The sequence below is a fragment of the Psychrobacillus antarcticus genome (assembly GCF_029533155.1).
In the GTDB taxonomy this organism is placed as follows: domain Bacteria; phylum Bacillota; class Bacilli; order Bacillales_A; family Planococcaceae; genus Psychrobacillus; species Psychrobacillus antarcticus.
Map to the genome: position 1 here is coordinate 1 of NZ_JAIZDB010000038.1, position 17,195 is coordinate 17,195.

Genomic DNA, 17,195 nt, shown 5'->3' on the forward strand with positions numbered 1-17,195 from the left:
CTATTGAGCATGAAGAAAAAGTGTATTATGGCGGGAAGCTGCAAATTTTAAACCAACCAGAATTTAACGATGTAGAGAAAGCACGAAGTATTATGAATTGGATGGATCATGTAAATCAAATTCCAGGTATTTTCCATTTGGATAAAAAGGCATCCAAATCCGAATCGGCTCAGAAAATAATGATCTTGCCATGGAGGGATGTAGTGTTATTACTGCATCATATGGAATTGGTGAAGAACAGATGGGTTCGATTGCTATTATTGGTCCAACAAGAATGGACTATAGGAAAGTAGTGTCATTACTAGATGTTATGAGTAGTGATCTGTCTAGAGAATTATCGAGAATATTACATGGACATCATGGATAAGGAGAGTTGCAACAAATGGCAGAGATTAAAGATGAGAACTTAGAAGAGCAAGTAGTAACAGAGAATGCACATGAAGAACCTGAACAGTTGGAAGAAATAGTGGAAGAAGTAGATGAACTGACACTTGCTAAACAACAAATAGAAGAAGAACAAGATAAGCTTATTCGCCTAAGAGCGGACTTTGAGAATTATAAGCGTCGGGTACAATTAGATAAAGCATCGGATTTTAAATACCGTGCCCAGTCGGTTTTGACGGATATACTACCTGTGCTTGATAATATTGAACGAGCACTAGCGGTAGAAACAACTTCTGAGGAAGCAGCTTCTTTAGTTAAGGGAGTGGATATGGTTTACCGCACCCTACTAGAAGCTGTTAAAAAAGAAGGACTGGAACAGATAGATGCACAAGGTGTTGCATTTGATCCAAACTTCCATCAAGCAGTAATGCAAGAGCAAGACGATTCACAAGAATCTGGAATTGTGCTTCAAGAACTCCAAAAAGGGTACAAGTTAAAAGATCGTGTTTTAAGACCTTCCATGGTCAAAGTAAATGAATAAAAAATAAAATAAAATAGCTAGTTATATATTAGGAGGAAATGTAAATGTCTAAAATTATTGGTATTGACTTAGGAACAACAAACTCATGTGTATCTGTTTTAGAAGGTGGAGAACCAAAAGTAATTCCAAATCCAGAAGGTAACCGTACAACTCCATCAGTTGTAGCGTTTAAAAATGGTGAAAGACAAGTTGGGGAAGTTGCAAAACGTCAATCTATTACAAATCCTCACACAATTGCATCTGTTAAACGTTTAATGGGTACAAATGAAAAAGTTTCAGCTGAAGGCAAAGAGTATACACCACAAGAAGTTTCGGCAATGATTCTTCAATACTTAAAAGGTTTTGCAGAAGAATACTTAGGTGAAAAAGTAACGAGAGCAGTTATCACAGTTCCTGCATACTTTAATGATGCAGAACGTCAAGCTACTAAAGATGCTGGTCGTATTGCTGGTCTTGAAGTGGAACGTATTATTAACGAACCAACTGCTGCGGCACTTGCTTATGGTTTAGATAAAACAGATCAAGATGAAAAAATTCTTGTTTATGATTTAGGTGGCGGTACATTTGATGTGTCTATCCTAGAACTTGGTGATGGCGTATTTGAAGTATTAGCAACTGCTGGAGATAACCGTCTTGGTGGGGATGACTTTGACCAAATATTAATTGATTACCTAGTATCAGAATTCAAAAAAGATAACGGTATTGATTTATCAAAAGATAAAATGGCTGTTCAACGTCTAAAAGATGCGGCTGAAAAAGCGAAAAAAGATTTGTCTGGTGTAACATCAACTCAAATCTCACTTCCTTTCATCACAGCTGGAGAAGCTGGTCCTCTTCATTTGGAAGTAACGTTGACTCGTGCGAAATTTGACGATTTAACTGCTGCATTGGTTGAACGTACAATGGTACCTACTCGCCAAGCATTGAAAGATGCAGGGTTATCATCTGCTCAAATCGACAAAGTAATTCTTGTTGGTGGATCTACTCGTATACCTGCTGTACAAGAAGCTATTAAAAAAGAAACTGGCAAAGAGCCACATAAAGGTGTAAATCCTGATGAAGTAGTAGCAATGGGTGCTGCAGTGCAAGGTGGAGTTTTAACAGGAGATGTGAAAGACATCGTTCTTTTAGACGTTACACCACTTTCTCTAGGTATCGAAACGATGGGTGGAGTATTTACAAAACTAATCGAACGTAATACGACAATCCCAACTTCAAAATCACAAACATTCTCAACGGCTGCAGATAACCAACCAGCAGTAGATATTCATGTATTACAAGGTGAGCGTCCAATGTCAGCGGACAATAAAACACTTGGCCGTTTCCAACTTTCAGATATTCCACCAGCTCAACGTGGAGTCCCACAAATCGAAGTAACGTTTGACATTGATAAAAATGGTATTGTAAATGTTAAAGCGAAAGATGTTGGTACTGGGAAAGAACAAAATATTACTATTCAATCAGGTTCTTCTCTAACAGACGAAGAAATCGAACGCATGGTTCAAGAAGCAGAAGCTAACGCAGAAGTAGATAAAGTGCGTAAAGAAGAAGCTGAAGTGAAAAACGAAGCGGATCAATTAGTATTTATGACAGAAAAAACATTAAAAGATCTAGAAGATAAAGTATCCGAAGAAGAGAAAAAATCTGCTGAAGATGCAAAAGAAGAGTTAAAAGCTGCTTTAGAGGCTGGAAACTTAGAAGATATCAAAACGAAAAAAGATAAATTAAATGAAATTGTACAACAGCTTACAATGAAAATGTATGAACAAGCCCAAGCGGATGCTGCAGCTAATGGAGAACAAGCTGGTCCAACTGATGACGGTGTTGTAGATGCAGAATTTGAAGAAGTAAAAGACGATAAAGACAAGTAAGATTGTTTAAGTGTCGGTAAGCAAAAAGTCAAAGACCGGTTCCGGCTTTGGCTTTTCTTACTGTTGGCAATAAAGCCGAATGATGAAAGTGATTCGGATGATTAAATTTTTAAAGTTTTGCTATTAGGATTTTGTACATGATACAATTATTCCTATGTGCAAGTTAACAGAGCAGGAGAGTGAAAGATGAATAAACGTGATTATTATGAGGTTCTTGGTGTTTCTAAGAGCGCAACACAAGACGAGATAAAAAAAGCATATCGAAAGCTTTCGAAACAATTTCACCCAGATATTAACAAAGAAGCTGGAGCAGAAGAGAAATTTAAAGAATTATCCGAAGCATATGAAATATTGAGTGATGAACAAAAACGTTCAGCTTACGACCAATTTGGCCACGCAGGTCCAAACCAAGGATTCGGTGGCGGTAGTGCAGATGGATTTGGGTTTGAAGATATCTTTAGTTCATTCTTTGGTGGTGGCGGCGGTTCAAGAAGACGTGATCCAAATGCACCTAGAAAGGGAAATGATCTTCAATATTCCATGACAATTGAGTTTGGAGAAGCTGTATTTGGTAAAGAAAAAGAGATAGAAGTATCTAAAGAAGAAAATTGTGAAACATGTGCTGGTTCAGGTGCAAAACCTGGTACACAACCAGAAAAATGTTCGCATTGTAATGGACATGGTCAAGTAAATGTAACGCAAGATACTCCATTCGGCCGTGTACAAACAAAACGTGCATGTAATCACTGTCAAGGTACAGGTAAACTGATTAAAGATAAATGTGCAACTTGTCATGGTAAAGGAACGGTTCACAAACGCAAAAAAATTAAAGTTACTATTCCAGCTGGTGTAGATGATGGGCAACAGCTACGTGTAAGTGGCCAAGGTGAACCTGGAGTAAACGGGGGACCAGCAGGCGATTTATATATCGTTTTCCGTGTAAAAGCAGATCCACGTTTTGAACGCGATGGCGACGATGTTTATTACGAGTTACCTTTAACGTATGCTCAAGCAGCACTTGGCGACGAAATTGAAGTTCCTACAGTGCAAGGAAAAGTAAAACTCAAGATTCCGGCTGGAACTCAATCACAAGCTAATTTCCGCTTAAAAGGTAAAGGTATAAAAAATGTACATGGCTACGGTGTTGGAGATCAACATGTCATTGTAAAAGTAATTACTCCGAAAAAGTTAACAGAAAAACAAAAACAATTATTACGCGAATTTGCAGAAATCAGTGGAGACATTCCAGAAGAGCAAGGCAGTTCATTATTTGATAAGATTAAAAAGACATTAAAAGGCGAATAAAGGAGTTGGCGCAAGTGAAATGGTCTGAACTATCCATCCATACTACAAATGAAGCGGTTGAAGCGGTAAGTAATATTTTGCATGAAGCTGGTGCAAGTGGTGTAGTTATCGAAGACTCAGATGAATTAGGAAGAGAACGAGAGGATTTATTTGGTGAAATTTATAGCTTAAATCCTGATGATTTTCCGGTAGATGGCGTACGTGTAAAAGCTTATTTAGCTGAAACCAGTTTTTTATTAGAAACTGTGGAAGAGATCAAACTTGCCATCAACAATTTAACAAATTTCGATATAGACTTAGGACATAACGTTATAACAGTTCAAGAAGTCGACGAAGAGGATTGGGCTACGGCATGGAAAAAGTATTACCATCCTGTGAAAATCTCTAATCGTTTCACGATTGTGCCAACTTGGGAAGACTATGAACGAGTAAATACAGACGAATTAATTATCGAGCTTGATCCTGGTATGGCATTTGGAACAGGTACGCATCCAACAACAGTAATGTGTCTCCAAGCTTTAGAGAAAACGGTCCAACCTGCTTCTTCCGTTATCGATGTAGGAACTGGTTCTGGTGTGCTTTCTATTGGTGCTGCAAAGCTAGGAGCATCTAAAGTTCATGCATTAGATTTGGATGAAGTAGCTGTTAGATCGGCCATAGAAAATATCACTTTAAACAAAGTAGGCGAAGTTGTTCAAGTAACACATGGCAATCTTTTAGATAATGTGGATGAGCAAGCAGATATTGTCGTAGCGAATATATTAGCTGAAATCATCATGACTTTCACAGAAGATGCCTTCAAGATTGTTAAAGATGGCGGATTATTCATCACTTCTGGAATCATTGCAACGAAAAAAGAAGATGTAAAAGAATCTTTGCTACAAGCGGGATTTGAAATCGAGGAAGTTATGATGATGGAAGATTGGGTTACGATCATTTCTAGAAAACCTGTTAAATAAAGGAGATTGTCATGCAACGTTATTTTACAAATGAACCTATAAGTGAGAATAATACAGTGACAATTACCGGAGATGATGCGCATCATATGATTCAAGTGATGCGTATGTCACCAGGTGATCAAGTTTTTGTTGTGGCAAATAACCAAACATATACAATGGAAATCATAGATGGTACTTCTAAAGCTGTGCATTTAGTCGTAAAAGAAGTTCTTGCCATTACCAATGAAATGCCGAAGAAAGTATCTCTTGTTTGCGGTCTTCCAAAAGGAGATAAGCTGGAATGGATTACTCAAAAGGCAACTGAACTGGGAATGTTTGAATTATTTCCGTTTGAAGCAAAAAGATCTATCGTCAAATGGGATAACTCCAAAAACGAGAAGAAGGTAGCGAGATTACAAAAAATTGCTAAAGAAGCAGCTGAGCAATCTCATCGTTCTACTATCCCACAAATACATAATACAATCTCTTTAAAAGAGTTGGTAGAAATATCTAAGACATACGATGTTTTGTATGTGGCAGATGAAGAAGACGCAAAAATTGAGGTACGTCAAAAGTTTGCTGAACAATTAAAAAAAAATTATGATAAACAATCAATACTCATCGTATTTGGTCCAGAAGGTGGACTAGATCGTGCAGAGATAAAGCTATTATTAGAAAATGATTTCCAGTCAATTGCGCTAGGACCTAGGATTCTTCGAACTGAAACTGCACCGTTATATGCGCTGTCAGCAATTTCTTATGAATTTGAATGAAAGAGGTGTGATAATTTGTCATCCGTTGCATTCCATACGTTAGGTTGTAAAGTAAATCACTATGAAACAGAAGCTATATGGCAATTATTTAAAGAAAATGGGTATAACCGTACAGAGTTTGAAAAACAGTCAGATGTATATGTGATCAATACTTGTACTGTAACAAATACTGGGGACAAAAAAAGCCGTCAAGTTATTCGTCGCGCTATTCGTCAAAACCCAGACGCTGTTATTTGTGTAACTGGTTGTTATGCACAAACTTCTCCTGCAGAAATTATGGCAATTCCAGGTGTAGATATTGTAGTAGGTACACAGGAACGCACCAAAATGTTGGATTATATTGAAACGTATAAAATAGAACGAAAACCGATTAATGCGGTAGGAAATATTATGAAAAACCGAGTGTATGAAGAATTAGACGTACCTTCTTTCGCAGATAGAACACGTGCATCCTTAAAAATTCAAGAAGGCTGTAATAACTTCTGTACTTTTTGTATTATTCCTTGGGCTCGTGGTCTAATGCGTTCTAGAGACCCAGAAGAAGTTGTTAGACAGGCTAAGCAATTAGTAGATGCTGGTTATTTAGAAATAGTCCTTACTGGTATCCATACAGGTGGATATGGAGAAGATTTAAAGGATTATAATCTAGCTCAACTATTAAGAGATATTGAAAGCAACGTTAAAGGTTTAAAACGTCTTCGAATTAGCTCTATTGAGGCGAGCCAATTATCGGATGAAGTAATAGATGTATTAAGAGATTCTAAAGTTGTAGTGAGACATTTACATATTCCAATTCAATCTGGTTCAGATACCGTCTTGAAAAGAATGCGTAGAAAATATACAATGGAATTTTTTGCGAATCGATTGGATCGCCTAAGAGAAGCGTTGCCTGATCTTGCTATTACTTCGGATGTTATTGTTGGCTTCCCAGGTGAAACAGAGGAAGAATTTAGAGAGACGTTTAACTTTATTCGTGACCAAAAATTCTCAGAGCTCCATGTTTTCCCATATTCCAAACGTACAGGGACACCTGCTGCTAGAATGGATAACCAGGTAGATGAAGATATTAAAAACGAACGAGTACATCGATTAATCACTTTAAATGATCAATTGGCTGTAGAGTATGCATCCCGATTTGAGGGCGAAGTACTAGAAATTATCCCAGAGGAAGCTTATAAACTAGATTCATCATCTAATATGGTGGAAGGCTATACCGATAATTACTTAAAGGTGGCCATTCCTGGATATGATGATTTAATTGGGAAATTAGTTCGTGTGAAAATTACGAAAGCTGGATATCCATACAATGAAGGACAATTTGTTCGGGTTCTAGATGAAATAGCAGAATTAGTATAAGAATAAAAACCGGTGATCACATTTCACTGGTTTTTTTGTATAAACATTTTAGTAAAGAAGTAATACTACGATTTCCGTTTCACGCGGATACCTTCCGCGGGCGAGGCCGACCCTCCTGAAAAGTGTGAATGTCAAGACACAACAGAGTGTTTACAAAGGAACGAATGCTAAGGGCGCCTCATCGAGTGGCACCGCCTTCGTGACCAACATCCTGCTGGCCTTGCCGCGCTGCACTTCAATCAATAAATGAGTAGGTAATAATGTTAAAGTTGACTCGATTTAATATTAATAAAACAATGATTGGGGAAAGTTAATAAAAGAAGAAATGATTAATAACTTTAGAAATTAATTTCTAGTTCATCAGTGTTAACCAGGATGCGCGCCTTCCAAGCCGCAAGAAGGCTCATGCGTAGCGTGCGGCAGCGCAAATCTGTGTAGAGAATAAACATTGTATCCTGAATATTATTTACTTGATTACGCACAAAATTAGAAAGTTCCATATCCATAGGAAAAGCAAAATAACCACTGCACTTGCACTTTCGAACTAACTAGGCGTATTATTAAGAGGTACGTACATCTTGAAAGGAGAATAACAAATGACTGAAAATATTGCAGCATTAATAGATCATACATTATTAAAACAAGACGCAACTAAAAACCAAATTGAAAAACTATGTGAGGAAGCAAAAACGTATACCTTTGCATCCGTATGTGTCAATCCTACATGGGTAAAATTGAGCGCATCACTACTTAAAGAAAGTCCAGTGAAGGTTTGTACTGTTATTGGATTCCCTTTAGGTGCAAGTACTTCAGCTGTTAAAGCATTTGAAACTTCTAATGCGATTGAAAATGGTGCAGATGAAATTGATATGGTCATAAATGTTGGTGCACTAAAAGACCAAGATTATAATTTAGTACAAAAAGATATCGAAGCAGTAGTAACTGCTGCAAAAGATAAAGCAATTGTGAAAGTTATTTTAGAAACTTGTTTATTAACAAACGAAGAAATAATTAAAGCAAGTGAGTTGTCTAAAGCTGCAGGTGCAGATTTTGTTAAAACATCTACCGGTTTTTCTACTGGAGGAGCAACAATTGAAGCAGTAAAACTAATGCGCGAAACAGTAGGTCCGAATTTAGGAGTGAAAGCTTCTGGTGGGGTTAGAAGTCTAGCGGATGTTGAAGCAATGGTTGCAGTCGGAGCAACAAGAATTGGTGCAAGTTCTGGAATAGAAATTGTTAAAGGGCTAGAAAGTAAATCTGATTATTAATTTATACTAAAGTATTGACCAAGTCTTTACAATACGGTATAATTTTTTAGTACATAGCACTAGGTTATGTGCTTGACGTGTGTTCGGAGGGAGGGAAAAAGAGATGTCAAAAACTGTCGTTCGTAAAAACGAATCGCTTGAAGATGCTCTTCGCCGCTTCAAACGTACTGTATCTAAAAGTGGTACAATTCAAGAGGTAAGAAAGCGCGAGTTTTATGAAAAACCAAGCGTAAAGCGTAAAAAGAAATCTGAAGCTGCCCGTAAACGTAAATTCTAATTTACTTTAATTTATGAAGCTTCGAAGCTATGGTTTCTAAAACCTGAGCGGAAACGTAAAAAGAAATCAGAAGCTGCAAGTTAGCGTAAGTGGTATTTTATCCCAACTATCCCTACGTTCAAAACACGTACTTTATGATTAACATTTACAATTATGTAAACCGAGAAAATTTATTTTCTCGGTTTATTTTTATTTTTGAAACTTTATAGGTAGTTGCTACGTAAATAGGAGTATACATATAGAAGAAAGGAGGTTAAGTGGTGAAATTGACTCGTTATGTCGTCTCTCTTTGTTTATTAATTGTATCATTTGGAATGATGATCCCTAGTATTACAGCGCAGACTACAGAAGTTTATAAAATACCTATAAGCGAGGAAGTAGAAAAAGGGTTGTATGCTTTTCTGAAACGCTCTATCCATGAAGCAGAAGAGGCTGGGGCAAAGGCGATTATTTTCGAGATTAATACACCTGGAGGCTATGTAGATTCTGCAGAAGATATTGCTAATTTAATGGATTCAACATCGATTCGTAAAATTGCTTATATTAACTCAGAAGCATTATCAGCGGGTGCCTATTTGGCACTTCATACGGATGTAATTTATATGTCCCCAAGTGGAACAATCGGTGCAGCTGCAGTAATTGAAGGTAGTGGAAATACCGCAGGTGAAAAAGCGAATAGTGCCTGGAAAGCGAAAATGATAAATGCAGCACAGCTAACCGAAAAAGATCCGAAATTTGCTCAAGCAATGGCAGATGATTCCGTTGACTTACCTGAATACAGAGCACCTGTAGGCAAACTATTGACGCCTCTCTTCAGCCGAAGCTCTGAAGGTAGGTTATTCAAAAGGAACAGTTAGTTCATTTGATGAATTACTTCAAGCAACTGGCCTTGCTGGCGCAAAAGTAGTTGAAACAGAAGAGACATTTATGGAATCGCTTGCACGCTTTATAACAAATCCAATCATCGTGCCAATTCTATTGTCGATAGCGAGTTTAGGTTTAATCATTGAACTGTATTCACCTGGTTTTGGTGTAGCTGGTACAATGGGTCTCATTTCTTTAGTTCTGTTCTTTTTTGGACATTTAGTTGCAGGCTTAGCTGGTTATGAAACTATCATTATTTTTGTGATTGGTGTAATACTTATTATTGGGGAGTTCTTCCTGCCCGGAGGAATTAGTGGTATATTAGGGGCAGCAGCTATTATTTTTAGTATAGTATTAGCTGGTGGTGATATTGAGCAAATGATTATCGCCGTTATAATTGCATTAACAGTAGCTATAGTGGGAATGGTGATTATTATGAAGTTTTTTGGTAAGGGGCTAAAAGTGTTCAATAAAGTGATCTTGTCCGATGCGACAACAACTGAAAAAGGATATGTTTCCAATAAAAATAGAGTGGAACTAGTAGGGAAGTCTGCTATAACAATGACACCACTTAGACCTTCTGGAACTATTCGTATCGATAATGAAAGAATAGATGCAGTTTCAGATGGAAGTTTTATTGGGAAAGACAAACATGTTAAAGTTATTAAAGTGGAAGGCTCTCGTATAGTTGTACGAGAAGCAGTAGAAGGGGAGGCAACAGAATGATTACAAGTTCAACAATTACTTTAATCGTCGTTATCGTATTAGCATTTATAGTATTATCGGTATTTTTCACATTTTTCCCAATTACGCTATGGATTTCTGCATTAGCGGCAGGGGTTAAAATTAGTATTTTCACATTAGTAGGGATGAGATTACGTCGAGTTATACCTTCACGTATCGTAAATCCATTGATCAAAGCACATAAAGCAGGTCTTGACGTTTCTATCAATCAATTGGAAAGTCATTACTTAGCTGGAGGTAATGTAGACCGTGTAGTTAATGCTTTAATTGCAGCGCATCGAGCTAATATTGAACTAACATTTGAAAGAGCAGCAGCAATCGATCTTGCTGGGCGTGACGTTTTAGAAGCGGTTCAAATGTCCGTAAATCCAAAAGTTATCGAAACTCCATTTATCGCAGGTGTTGCGATGAACGGTATTGAAGTGAAAGCAAAAGCACGTATTACTGTTCGTGCGAATATTGACCGTTTAGTCGGTGGTGCGGGTGAAGAAACAATCGTAGCCCGTGTTGGTGAAGGGATCATTTCTACAATCGGTTCTAGCGTAAGTCATGAACGAGTACTAGAAAATCCAGATTTAATCTCTCAAACAGTTTTAGCAAAAGGATTAGATTCTGGAACTGCTTTTGAAATTCTATCGATTGATATTGCGGATGTTGATATAGGTAAAAACATTGGTGCAGAATTACAAACAGAGCAAGCCGAAGCAGATAAGAAAATTGCTCAAGCAAAAGCAGAAGAACGTCGTGCAATGGCTGTAGCATCTGAACAAGAGATGAAAGCGAAAGTTGTAGAGATGAAAGCGAAAGTAGTAGAAGCCGAAGCTGCTGTTCCATTAGCACTGGCTGAAGCATTACGTGAAGGTAATATTGGCGTGATGGATTACATGAATTATAATAACATCAAGGCTGATACTGGTATGAGAGATTCTATTAGTAAAGTCGGCGGAGATAAACCTTCTACTGACGAGCTAAAATAATGACAGAAAGGAGGCAATCTCCTTGGAAGGTCTAATTCCTATAATCATTGTTGCACTTCTTAGTTTTTTATTTAAAAACAAGAAAGAACCAAACAAAAAAACGATTGAAAAACCTGTAAATAGCGCTCCAGTGCGTAAAACTGTTTCAGAAAATCCTTTTAAAGAATTAGGTGATTTTGCTAAACAGTTTACGAGTGAACGACAGCAAGAGAGGAAAACAAAGCCTCCTGTTGTGAAAGAAGAGCCCGTTGTTGCGAAAATGGAGCGAGAGCATAAACGCGATCAAGGAGTTGCAAGAACTTCTGGCAGGTTGAGCACACATCAGGGAAATACACCGCTACGTCCAAAGTCTACACCGGTAGTGAGCTCTATACTACCAAGTAATGAGGACGAATTAATCAGAGCTATTATTTTTTCTGAAGTACTTGCTCCACCAAAATCTAAAAGATAACTCATGAACACCCCTTTACATGCATAAATTCATGTAAAGGGGTGTTTTTTCGTGAAGCAATTATTTCCACTCCATGCGAGTATTATGGTAGATAGCTTTGATGACATTATATTGGATAATGAATTTTCACTAGTTCGCTTGAAAGAAAATAGTATAGTTTGTACATATGACCATTTTCTTTTAGAAATTCAAGCCGAAAAATTGCATATAAAATCTATGTCTAGCGATAGACTACATCTTCATGTGCAAAATCTTCAGTTGTTTAATCTAACTAGGAAGGAAAAAACGGTATGAGGCGTCTGGTCAAAATACAAGCACCCATTTCTACCGATCAATTTACTCTATATCAAAATTTAAAGCAACAAAATATCGAAGTGTACCAGCTTCATACAAATGAGCACCATATAAATTTTTCAATTCAAGCAAAGGATTTGAAAGCTTTTCGTAAAGTAAGGAAAAAAATGAAATTGTCGATTAAATTAGAAGATGAACTAAAAGAGAGTACTATTCCCATGTATTCGGTTTCCATAATAGGAGTATTCTTTTTTGTTTTAATTCCAGTATTATTTTCGCAATTCATCTGGAACATACAAGTTGAATCAGATTCACCTGAAAGTAATATTATGCTAACAGAACTATTAAAAGAAATGGATATTAAAGAGCGAATGATTGCATCTAAACTGCCAGAGGAACAAGATATACGTCAAACTATATTGTTGAAACATAAAGAGTTTTCTTGGGTACACTTTTCTAAATCAGGCTCTACCTTTACTGTGTCTCCAATGCTCGCACCTCCACAAACAGAAAGAGAACTAGAGAATGAACCAGCTGTAAGTCTGGTGGCAAAAAGAAGTGGAGTAATAACAGATTTTTCTCTAACTAAAGGTGTGAGAGCAGTTGGAAAGAATATATCCGTTAAAAAAGGCGATGTATTAGTACATGGTTTTGTAACCCAAGGAAACAAAATGATAATTACGAGTGCAGAAGGTAAGGTATACGCCAGTTATTGGCTAGAGCTATCATTTGAACTTCCAACGCAAGTTGCAGTTATTAATCCGAACTCAAAGGAATTGATCATTCAAAGAAAAGTAGATGACAAACAGGTGTTTTGGAAAGAAATACAGTTACCAACATTCATTCAAAAGTATGTTCAAGCTGGTTATGTACAAAAGAATCATCAAGTAAGCTATTCGCTGACAGACGAATCCATAGAACATCTCATACGACCGCTACTATTTCAAAAAATCATCAAAGAATTACCTCCTGGAACACAATTATTAGAAGATAAAGTTTTACAGGTATCAATACAAGGTGATAAAGTAGTAGGGAAGATCCTTTTACTGATAAATGAAAATATTGCAATACCCCATGTTATACCCCAAGGAGACGAAGCATGAGCGAACATAAACAACTTGATATTAAATTGCAAGATCCAGCCGAAGCTGTAATGCTTCTCGGCATCTCGGATAAAAATGTAAAACTTATCGAAGCAGAGTTAAAAGTTAAACTTATTACAAGAGGTGAACAAATTCAAATTATTGGTGAAGAAAAAAATGCAGAAGACGCTAGACAGTTAATGATTCAATTATTGGCAGTCATTCGAAAAGGGATCAATATTAATTTGCGTGATGTAACTTCTGCAGTTGAGATGAGTTTAAATGGTACAATCGAATATTTTTCTAGTTTATACGATGAAGAAATTGCACGAAATATAAAAGGTAAGGCTATACGAGCGAAAACGATAGGGCAAAGAGAGTATATTCAAGGAATAAGACATACTGACCTTACTTTTGGTATTGGTCCTGCGGGTACTGGAAAGACGTATTTAGCAGTAGTAATGGCAACACAGGCACTAAAAAATGCGCATGTGAAAAAAATCATTTTAACACGTCCAGCAGTGGAGGCAGGGGAAAGTCTAGGATTCCTGCCCGGAGACTTAAAAGAGAAGGTAGATCCTTATTTAAGGCCGTTATATGATGCGTTGCATGATGTGTTGGGGACAGAACAGACAGATCGACTAATGGAACGAGGTACGATTGAAATTGCACCCTTAGCCTATATGCGAGGTCGAACATTAGACGATGCTTTTGTTATTTTAGATGAAGCTCAAAATACGACAAAAGCCCAAATGAAAATGTTTTTAACACGACTTGGATTCGGTTCTAAAATGGTAATCACAGGGGATAAAACCCAAATAGATTTACCAAAAGGGGCGGAATCAGGGTTAATCGTAACAGAAAAAATATTAAGAAATGTTGCGGGAATTCATTTTCAGTATTTAGAGCAAGGAGATGTAGTGCGTCATCCACTAGTTGCTAAAATTATACAAGCCTATGAAGAGGAAAAATAACCAACTCAAAAAGAAGCAATGGTCTACGTTTAGACTATTGCTTCTTTGTATTTGGGAAACATTAGTGAATTGTGAAAAGAATAAGGTATAATGGAATAACTAGTTGGTGGGGGGATGAGAATAAATGAAAACAATCCTTATAAAGTGGAGAGAATGGAAAAATAGTAAGTATCTCCCTTTCATCGTTACTTTTATTACAGCTATATGCTTGTTCTTTTTACTCATCGGAAATGTGAAGGAAAGTAAATATGATTTTGAATTGTTCCAGCTTTCACCTGATACGATCAGAGCAGTTAAAACAATGGAAGATGCCGAGAAAACGGAACAAGAACGTAATAAATCGGAGCAAGAAGTTCCATCTGTTTATCAATTTCAAGACGAAACCGCTGCTAATCAAGCTTCTATAGTAAAATCTATTTTTGATAGTGTATTACACGTAAAAGATAATGCAAATCAAGAAGAAGATACCACGGCTACTTTAGTTGACAAACTGAAAATAGATATGCAAGAGTTGGCAGAGAACGCAAGTTATGTACCCCTCAATGATGATATGTTAGGCCAATTAATAAAGCAAAATAACATCATCTTAGAAGATTCAAAGATAAAGTTATCCGAACTTGTGGAGACCAGTTTAAATGAATCCATTAGACTAGAAAATATATCTATTTCGAGAGATAAAATTGCTCAGCAAGTAAATGATGTTTTTATCTATTCGCAGAATTATAAAGATGTACTCGTAAGTATTGCAAAAACCTCCATAGTCCCAACAGAAGTAGTTAATGAAAGTTTAACAGAAGAACGTATTGAACAGGCCAAAGCAAGCGTTGAACCGACACGAATACTACAGGGACAAATACTCGTTCAGAAGGGCGAAATTATCGATAGAGAGGTCTATCGGCAGCTTGAGTTGCTAGGGATGCTGACGAATAAGGCGTCCTATAAGCCATATCTTGGAGTAATCGTATTTATTGCACTTACGATGTGGTTATTATTTGGACAAACAATCCTTAAAAAAGAAAAAACATTTAATAACTCCAAAAATTTAATAGTTGTTGCTTTTAGTGTGATTTTATCCGTATTAATGATGAAGGTGATTCAGTCTGTTTCCTATAATTTTGATGTAATCATAGCGTTTTTATTTCCTACAGCGATGGTTGCGATGCTTGTATATTTATTGGTAAACGAACGTGCAGCTTATATTTCTAATTTTGTGTCCGCTGCTTATGCAGGTTTAATCTTTCAAGAAGGATATACAAATGTATTTCAAATGGAAGCTTCGTTATATATATTATTTGGCGGGATTGCAGGTATTTTTGCTATGCAACGGATGCATACAAATTCTCAAATATTACGCTCCAGTCTAATCGTTTCATCTATTAATATTGTGTTTATCATCTTTTTTTTATTAATGACTAAGGCTTCTTATGAATTTACAGATATATTATTTTATGTTGGAGCAGCTTTGCTGTCAGGCGTACTATCCGGGGCTATGACTATTGGTGTTCTGCCTTTCTTTGAATCTTTCTTCGGAATTCTATCTACAATGAGACTGATAGAATTATCGAATCCTAACCACCCTTTGTTGAAGAAAATATTAACCGAGACACCTGGCACCTATCACCACAGTTTAATGGTTGCCAATTTAGCCGAAGCTGCCTGCGAAGTAGTTGGTGCTAATGGATTATTAGCGCGGGTTGGTTGCTACTATCATGATATCGGGAAAACAAATCGACCAGGGTTTTTCATCGAAAATCAAAATGGATATAATCCACATGATAATTTGTCACCAGAAGCAAGTAGAGATATTATTATTGCACATGCAGTGGATGGTGCAAAGATTTTGCGGAAACATAAATTACCGAAAGAACTCGTAGATATAGCGGTGCAACACCATGGTACTAGTTTATTGAAATTCTTTTATTTTAAAGAAAAAGACACGAATAGTAATGTGAAAGAAGAAGATTACCGTTATCCAGGTCCAAAACCACAAACAAAAGAAATAGCGATTATTTCTGTAGCGGATAGTGTAGAAGCGGCTGTTCGCTCGATGAAAGAGCCGAATGCTGATAAAATTCAAGAATTGATACAGTCTATTATTAAAGATAAATTATTAGATGGGCAATTCGATGAATGTGATTTATCATTAAAGGAAATAAAGAAAATGGAAGAAAGTTTTTGTACAGCGATGAATGGAACATTTCACTCGAGGATTGAATATCCCAAATAATGATGTGAGGAGCTTTTAATATGATTGAACTAGATTTAATGGATGAAACAAATTCCATAGCCGAGGAGACCATTACTCTCGTAAGGAAGGTATTACAGTCAGCTGGGGAACAGCTTTCAGTTAAAGAAGGCAGTGAGGTTAGTGTAACATTTGTATCGAATGATACTATTCAAGAAATGAACAAAACCTATCGCAACAAAGATGTGGCAACCGATGTAATCTCCTTTGCTATGGAAGAAATGGGAGAGGGAGAAGTAGAAATTATGAATGCAGATATTCCGACGTTGTTAGGAGATATTATCATATCTGTAGAACGTGCAACGGAACAAGCAGCGTCATACAACCATACATTTGACCGAGAGTTATGCTTCCTTGCAATCCATGGGTTTTTGCATTTATTAGGGTATGATCATGAGACGGAAGAGCAAGAAAAAGAGATGTTTGGTTTACAAGAATCTATTCTTCAAGCTTTTGGGTTAAAACGAGAAGGCCATGAACTTTATTAAATTTTTTCGTTCGTTTAAATACGCCGCAAACGGAATTTATCATGTAGTAAAAAGTGAACAAAACTTTCGTTTTCACCTGCTGGCTGCACTAATTGTTACAATCGCCGCATGGCTAACTGGTTTATCTCAAATAGAATGGATAATCATTGTTATATCCGTTTTTGGTATGTTCATGATAGAATTAATAAATGCGTCGATAGAACGTGTCGTCGATTTGGTAACTCCGGAATTACACCCGCTAGCTAAACAAGCAAAAGATTTAGCCGCAGGAGCATGTTTAGTATATGCAATTTGTACTGTAATTGTTGGTTTAATCATATTTATCCCGAAATGGTCGGGTATACTATTATAGAGGTGAATTAT

At 36.8% G+C, this 17,195-nt stretch carries 17 protein-coding genes and 2 pseudogenes; all 19 read left to right on the forward strand.

What is annotated here, in order from left to right; all coding sequences use genetic code 11:
* Positions 1-20: 20 nt before the first annotated feature.
* Positions 21-86, forward strand: a pseudogene (locus LDK52_RS17300) (hypothetical protein); the annotation flags it as partial.
* 104 nt (positions 87-190) lie between these two features.
* A complete protein-coding gene (locus tag LDK52_RS17305) occupies positions 191-367 on the forward strand; it encodes a hypothetical protein (protein ID WP_277587169.1) in 177 nt (58 codons plus the stop codon).
* A 15-nt stretch (positions 368-382) separates the two neighbouring features.
* Positions 383-925, forward strand: a complete 543-nt coding sequence (gene grpE / locus LDK52_RS17310; RefSeq protein ID WP_277587170.1) for a nucleotide exchange factor GrpE — start codon at positions 383-385, stop codon at positions 923-925.
* A gap of 44 nt (positions 926-969) precedes the next feature.
* Positions 970-2,796, forward strand: a complete 1,827-nt coding sequence (gene dnaK, locus LDK52_RS17315) for a molecular chaperone DnaK (protein ID WP_277587171.1) — start codon at positions 970-972, stop codon at positions 2,794-2,796.
* A gap of 186 nt (positions 2,797-2,982) precedes the next feature.
* On the forward strand, positions 2,983-4,101 hold the full coding sequence (gene dnaJ, locus LDK52_RS17320; RefSeq protein WP_277587172.1) for a molecular chaperone DnaJ: 1,119 nt from the start codon (positions 2,983-2,985) through the stop codon (positions 4,099-4,101).
* A gap of 14 nt (positions 4,102-4,115) precedes the next feature.
* Complete coding sequence (prmA, locus tag LDK52_RS17325) at positions 4,116-5,060, forward strand: 50S ribosomal protein L11 methyltransferase (protein ID WP_277587173.1); 945 nt, start codon at positions 4,116-4,118, stop codon at positions 5,058-5,060.
* An 11-nt stretch (positions 5,061-5,071) separates the two neighbouring features.
* Positions 5,072-5,812: a 16S rRNA (uracil(1498)-N(3))-methyltransferase gene (locus LDK52_RS17330; protein ID WP_277587174.1), complete on the forward strand. Its 741-nt coding sequence runs from the start codon at positions 5,072-5,074 to the stop codon at positions 5,810-5,812.
* A 15-nt stretch (positions 5,813-5,827) separates the two neighbouring features.
* On the forward strand, positions 5,828-7,168 hold the full coding sequence (mtaB, locus tag LDK52_RS17335; protein ID WP_277587175.1) for a tRNA (N(6)-L-threonylcarbamoyladenosine(37)-C(2))-methylthiotransferase MtaB: 1,341 nt from the start codon (positions 5,828-5,830) through the stop codon (positions 7,166-7,168).
* Positions 7,169-7,764: 596 nt separating this feature from the next.
* Complete coding sequence (deoC, locus tag LDK52_RS17340; RefSeq protein ID WP_277587176.1) at positions 7,765-8,436, forward strand: deoxyribose-phosphate aldolase; 672 nt, start codon at positions 7,765-7,767, stop codon at positions 8,434-8,436.
* A gap of 103 nt (positions 8,437-8,539) precedes the next feature.
* Positions 8,540-8,713: a 30S ribosomal protein S21 gene (gene rpsU / locus LDK52_RS17345; protein WP_016426884.1), complete on the forward strand. Its 174-nt coding sequence runs from the start codon at positions 8,540-8,542 to the stop codon at positions 8,711-8,713.
* Between the two features lie 314 nt (positions 8,714-9,027).
* A pseudogene (locus LDK52_RS17350) lies at positions 9,028-10,303 on the forward strand (NfeD family protein).
* Positions 10,300-11,298 carry a flotillin-like protein FloA gene (gene floA, locus LDK52_RS17355; protein WP_277587177.1) on the forward strand — a complete coding sequence of 333 codons (999 nt, stop codon included), beginning with the start codon at positions 10,300-10,302 and terminating at the stop codon, positions 11,296-11,298. The pseudogene LDK52_RS17350 and the gene floA overlap by 4 nt, the downstream one beginning before the upstream one ends.
* 22 nt (positions 11,299-11,320) lie before the next feature.
* Positions 11,321-11,749, forward strand: coding sequence for a hypothetical protein (locus tag LDK52_RS17360; protein ID WP_277587178.1), 429 nt, complete (start codon positions 11,321-11,323; stop codon positions 11,747-11,749).
* 51 nt (positions 11,750-11,800) lie between these two features.
* Positions 11,801-12,043 (forward strand): hypothetical protein, encoded by a 243-nt coding sequence (locus tag LDK52_RS17365; protein ID WP_277587179.1) that lies wholly within the window; start codon positions 11,801-11,803, stop codon positions 12,041-12,043.
* Positions 12,040-13,146 (forward strand): sporulation protein YqfD, encoded by a 1,107-nt coding sequence (locus LDK52_RS17370; RefSeq protein WP_277587180.1) that lies wholly within the window; start codon positions 12,040-12,042, stop codon positions 13,144-13,146. The genes LDK52_RS17365 and LDK52_RS17370 overlap by 4 nt, the downstream gene beginning before the upstream one ends.
* On the forward strand, positions 13,143-14,099 hold the full coding sequence (locus LDK52_RS17375) for a PhoH family protein (RefSeq protein WP_277587181.1): 957 nt from the start codon (positions 13,143-13,145) through the stop codon (positions 14,097-14,099). The genes LDK52_RS17370 and LDK52_RS17375 overlap by 4 nt, the downstream gene beginning before the upstream one ends.
* Positions 14,100-14,223: 124 nt before the next feature.
* A complete protein-coding gene (locus tag LDK52_RS17380) occupies positions 14,224-16,326 on the forward strand; it encodes an HD family phosphohydrolase (RefSeq protein ID WP_277587182.1) in 2,103 nt (700 codons plus the stop codon).
* A gap of 20 nt (positions 16,327-16,346) precedes the next feature.
* Positions 16,347-16,832, forward strand: a complete 486-nt coding sequence (gene ybeY / locus LDK52_RS17385) for an rRNA maturation RNase YbeY (protein ID WP_277587183.1) — start codon at positions 16,347-16,349, stop codon at positions 16,830-16,832.
* Complete coding sequence (locus LDK52_RS17390; protein WP_277587184.1) at positions 16,819-17,184, forward strand: diacylglycerol kinase family protein; 366 nt, start codon at positions 16,819-16,821, stop codon at positions 17,182-17,184. The genes ybeY and LDK52_RS17390 overlap by 14 nt, the downstream gene beginning before the upstream one ends.
* Positions 17,185-17,195: the final 11 nt, after the last annotated feature.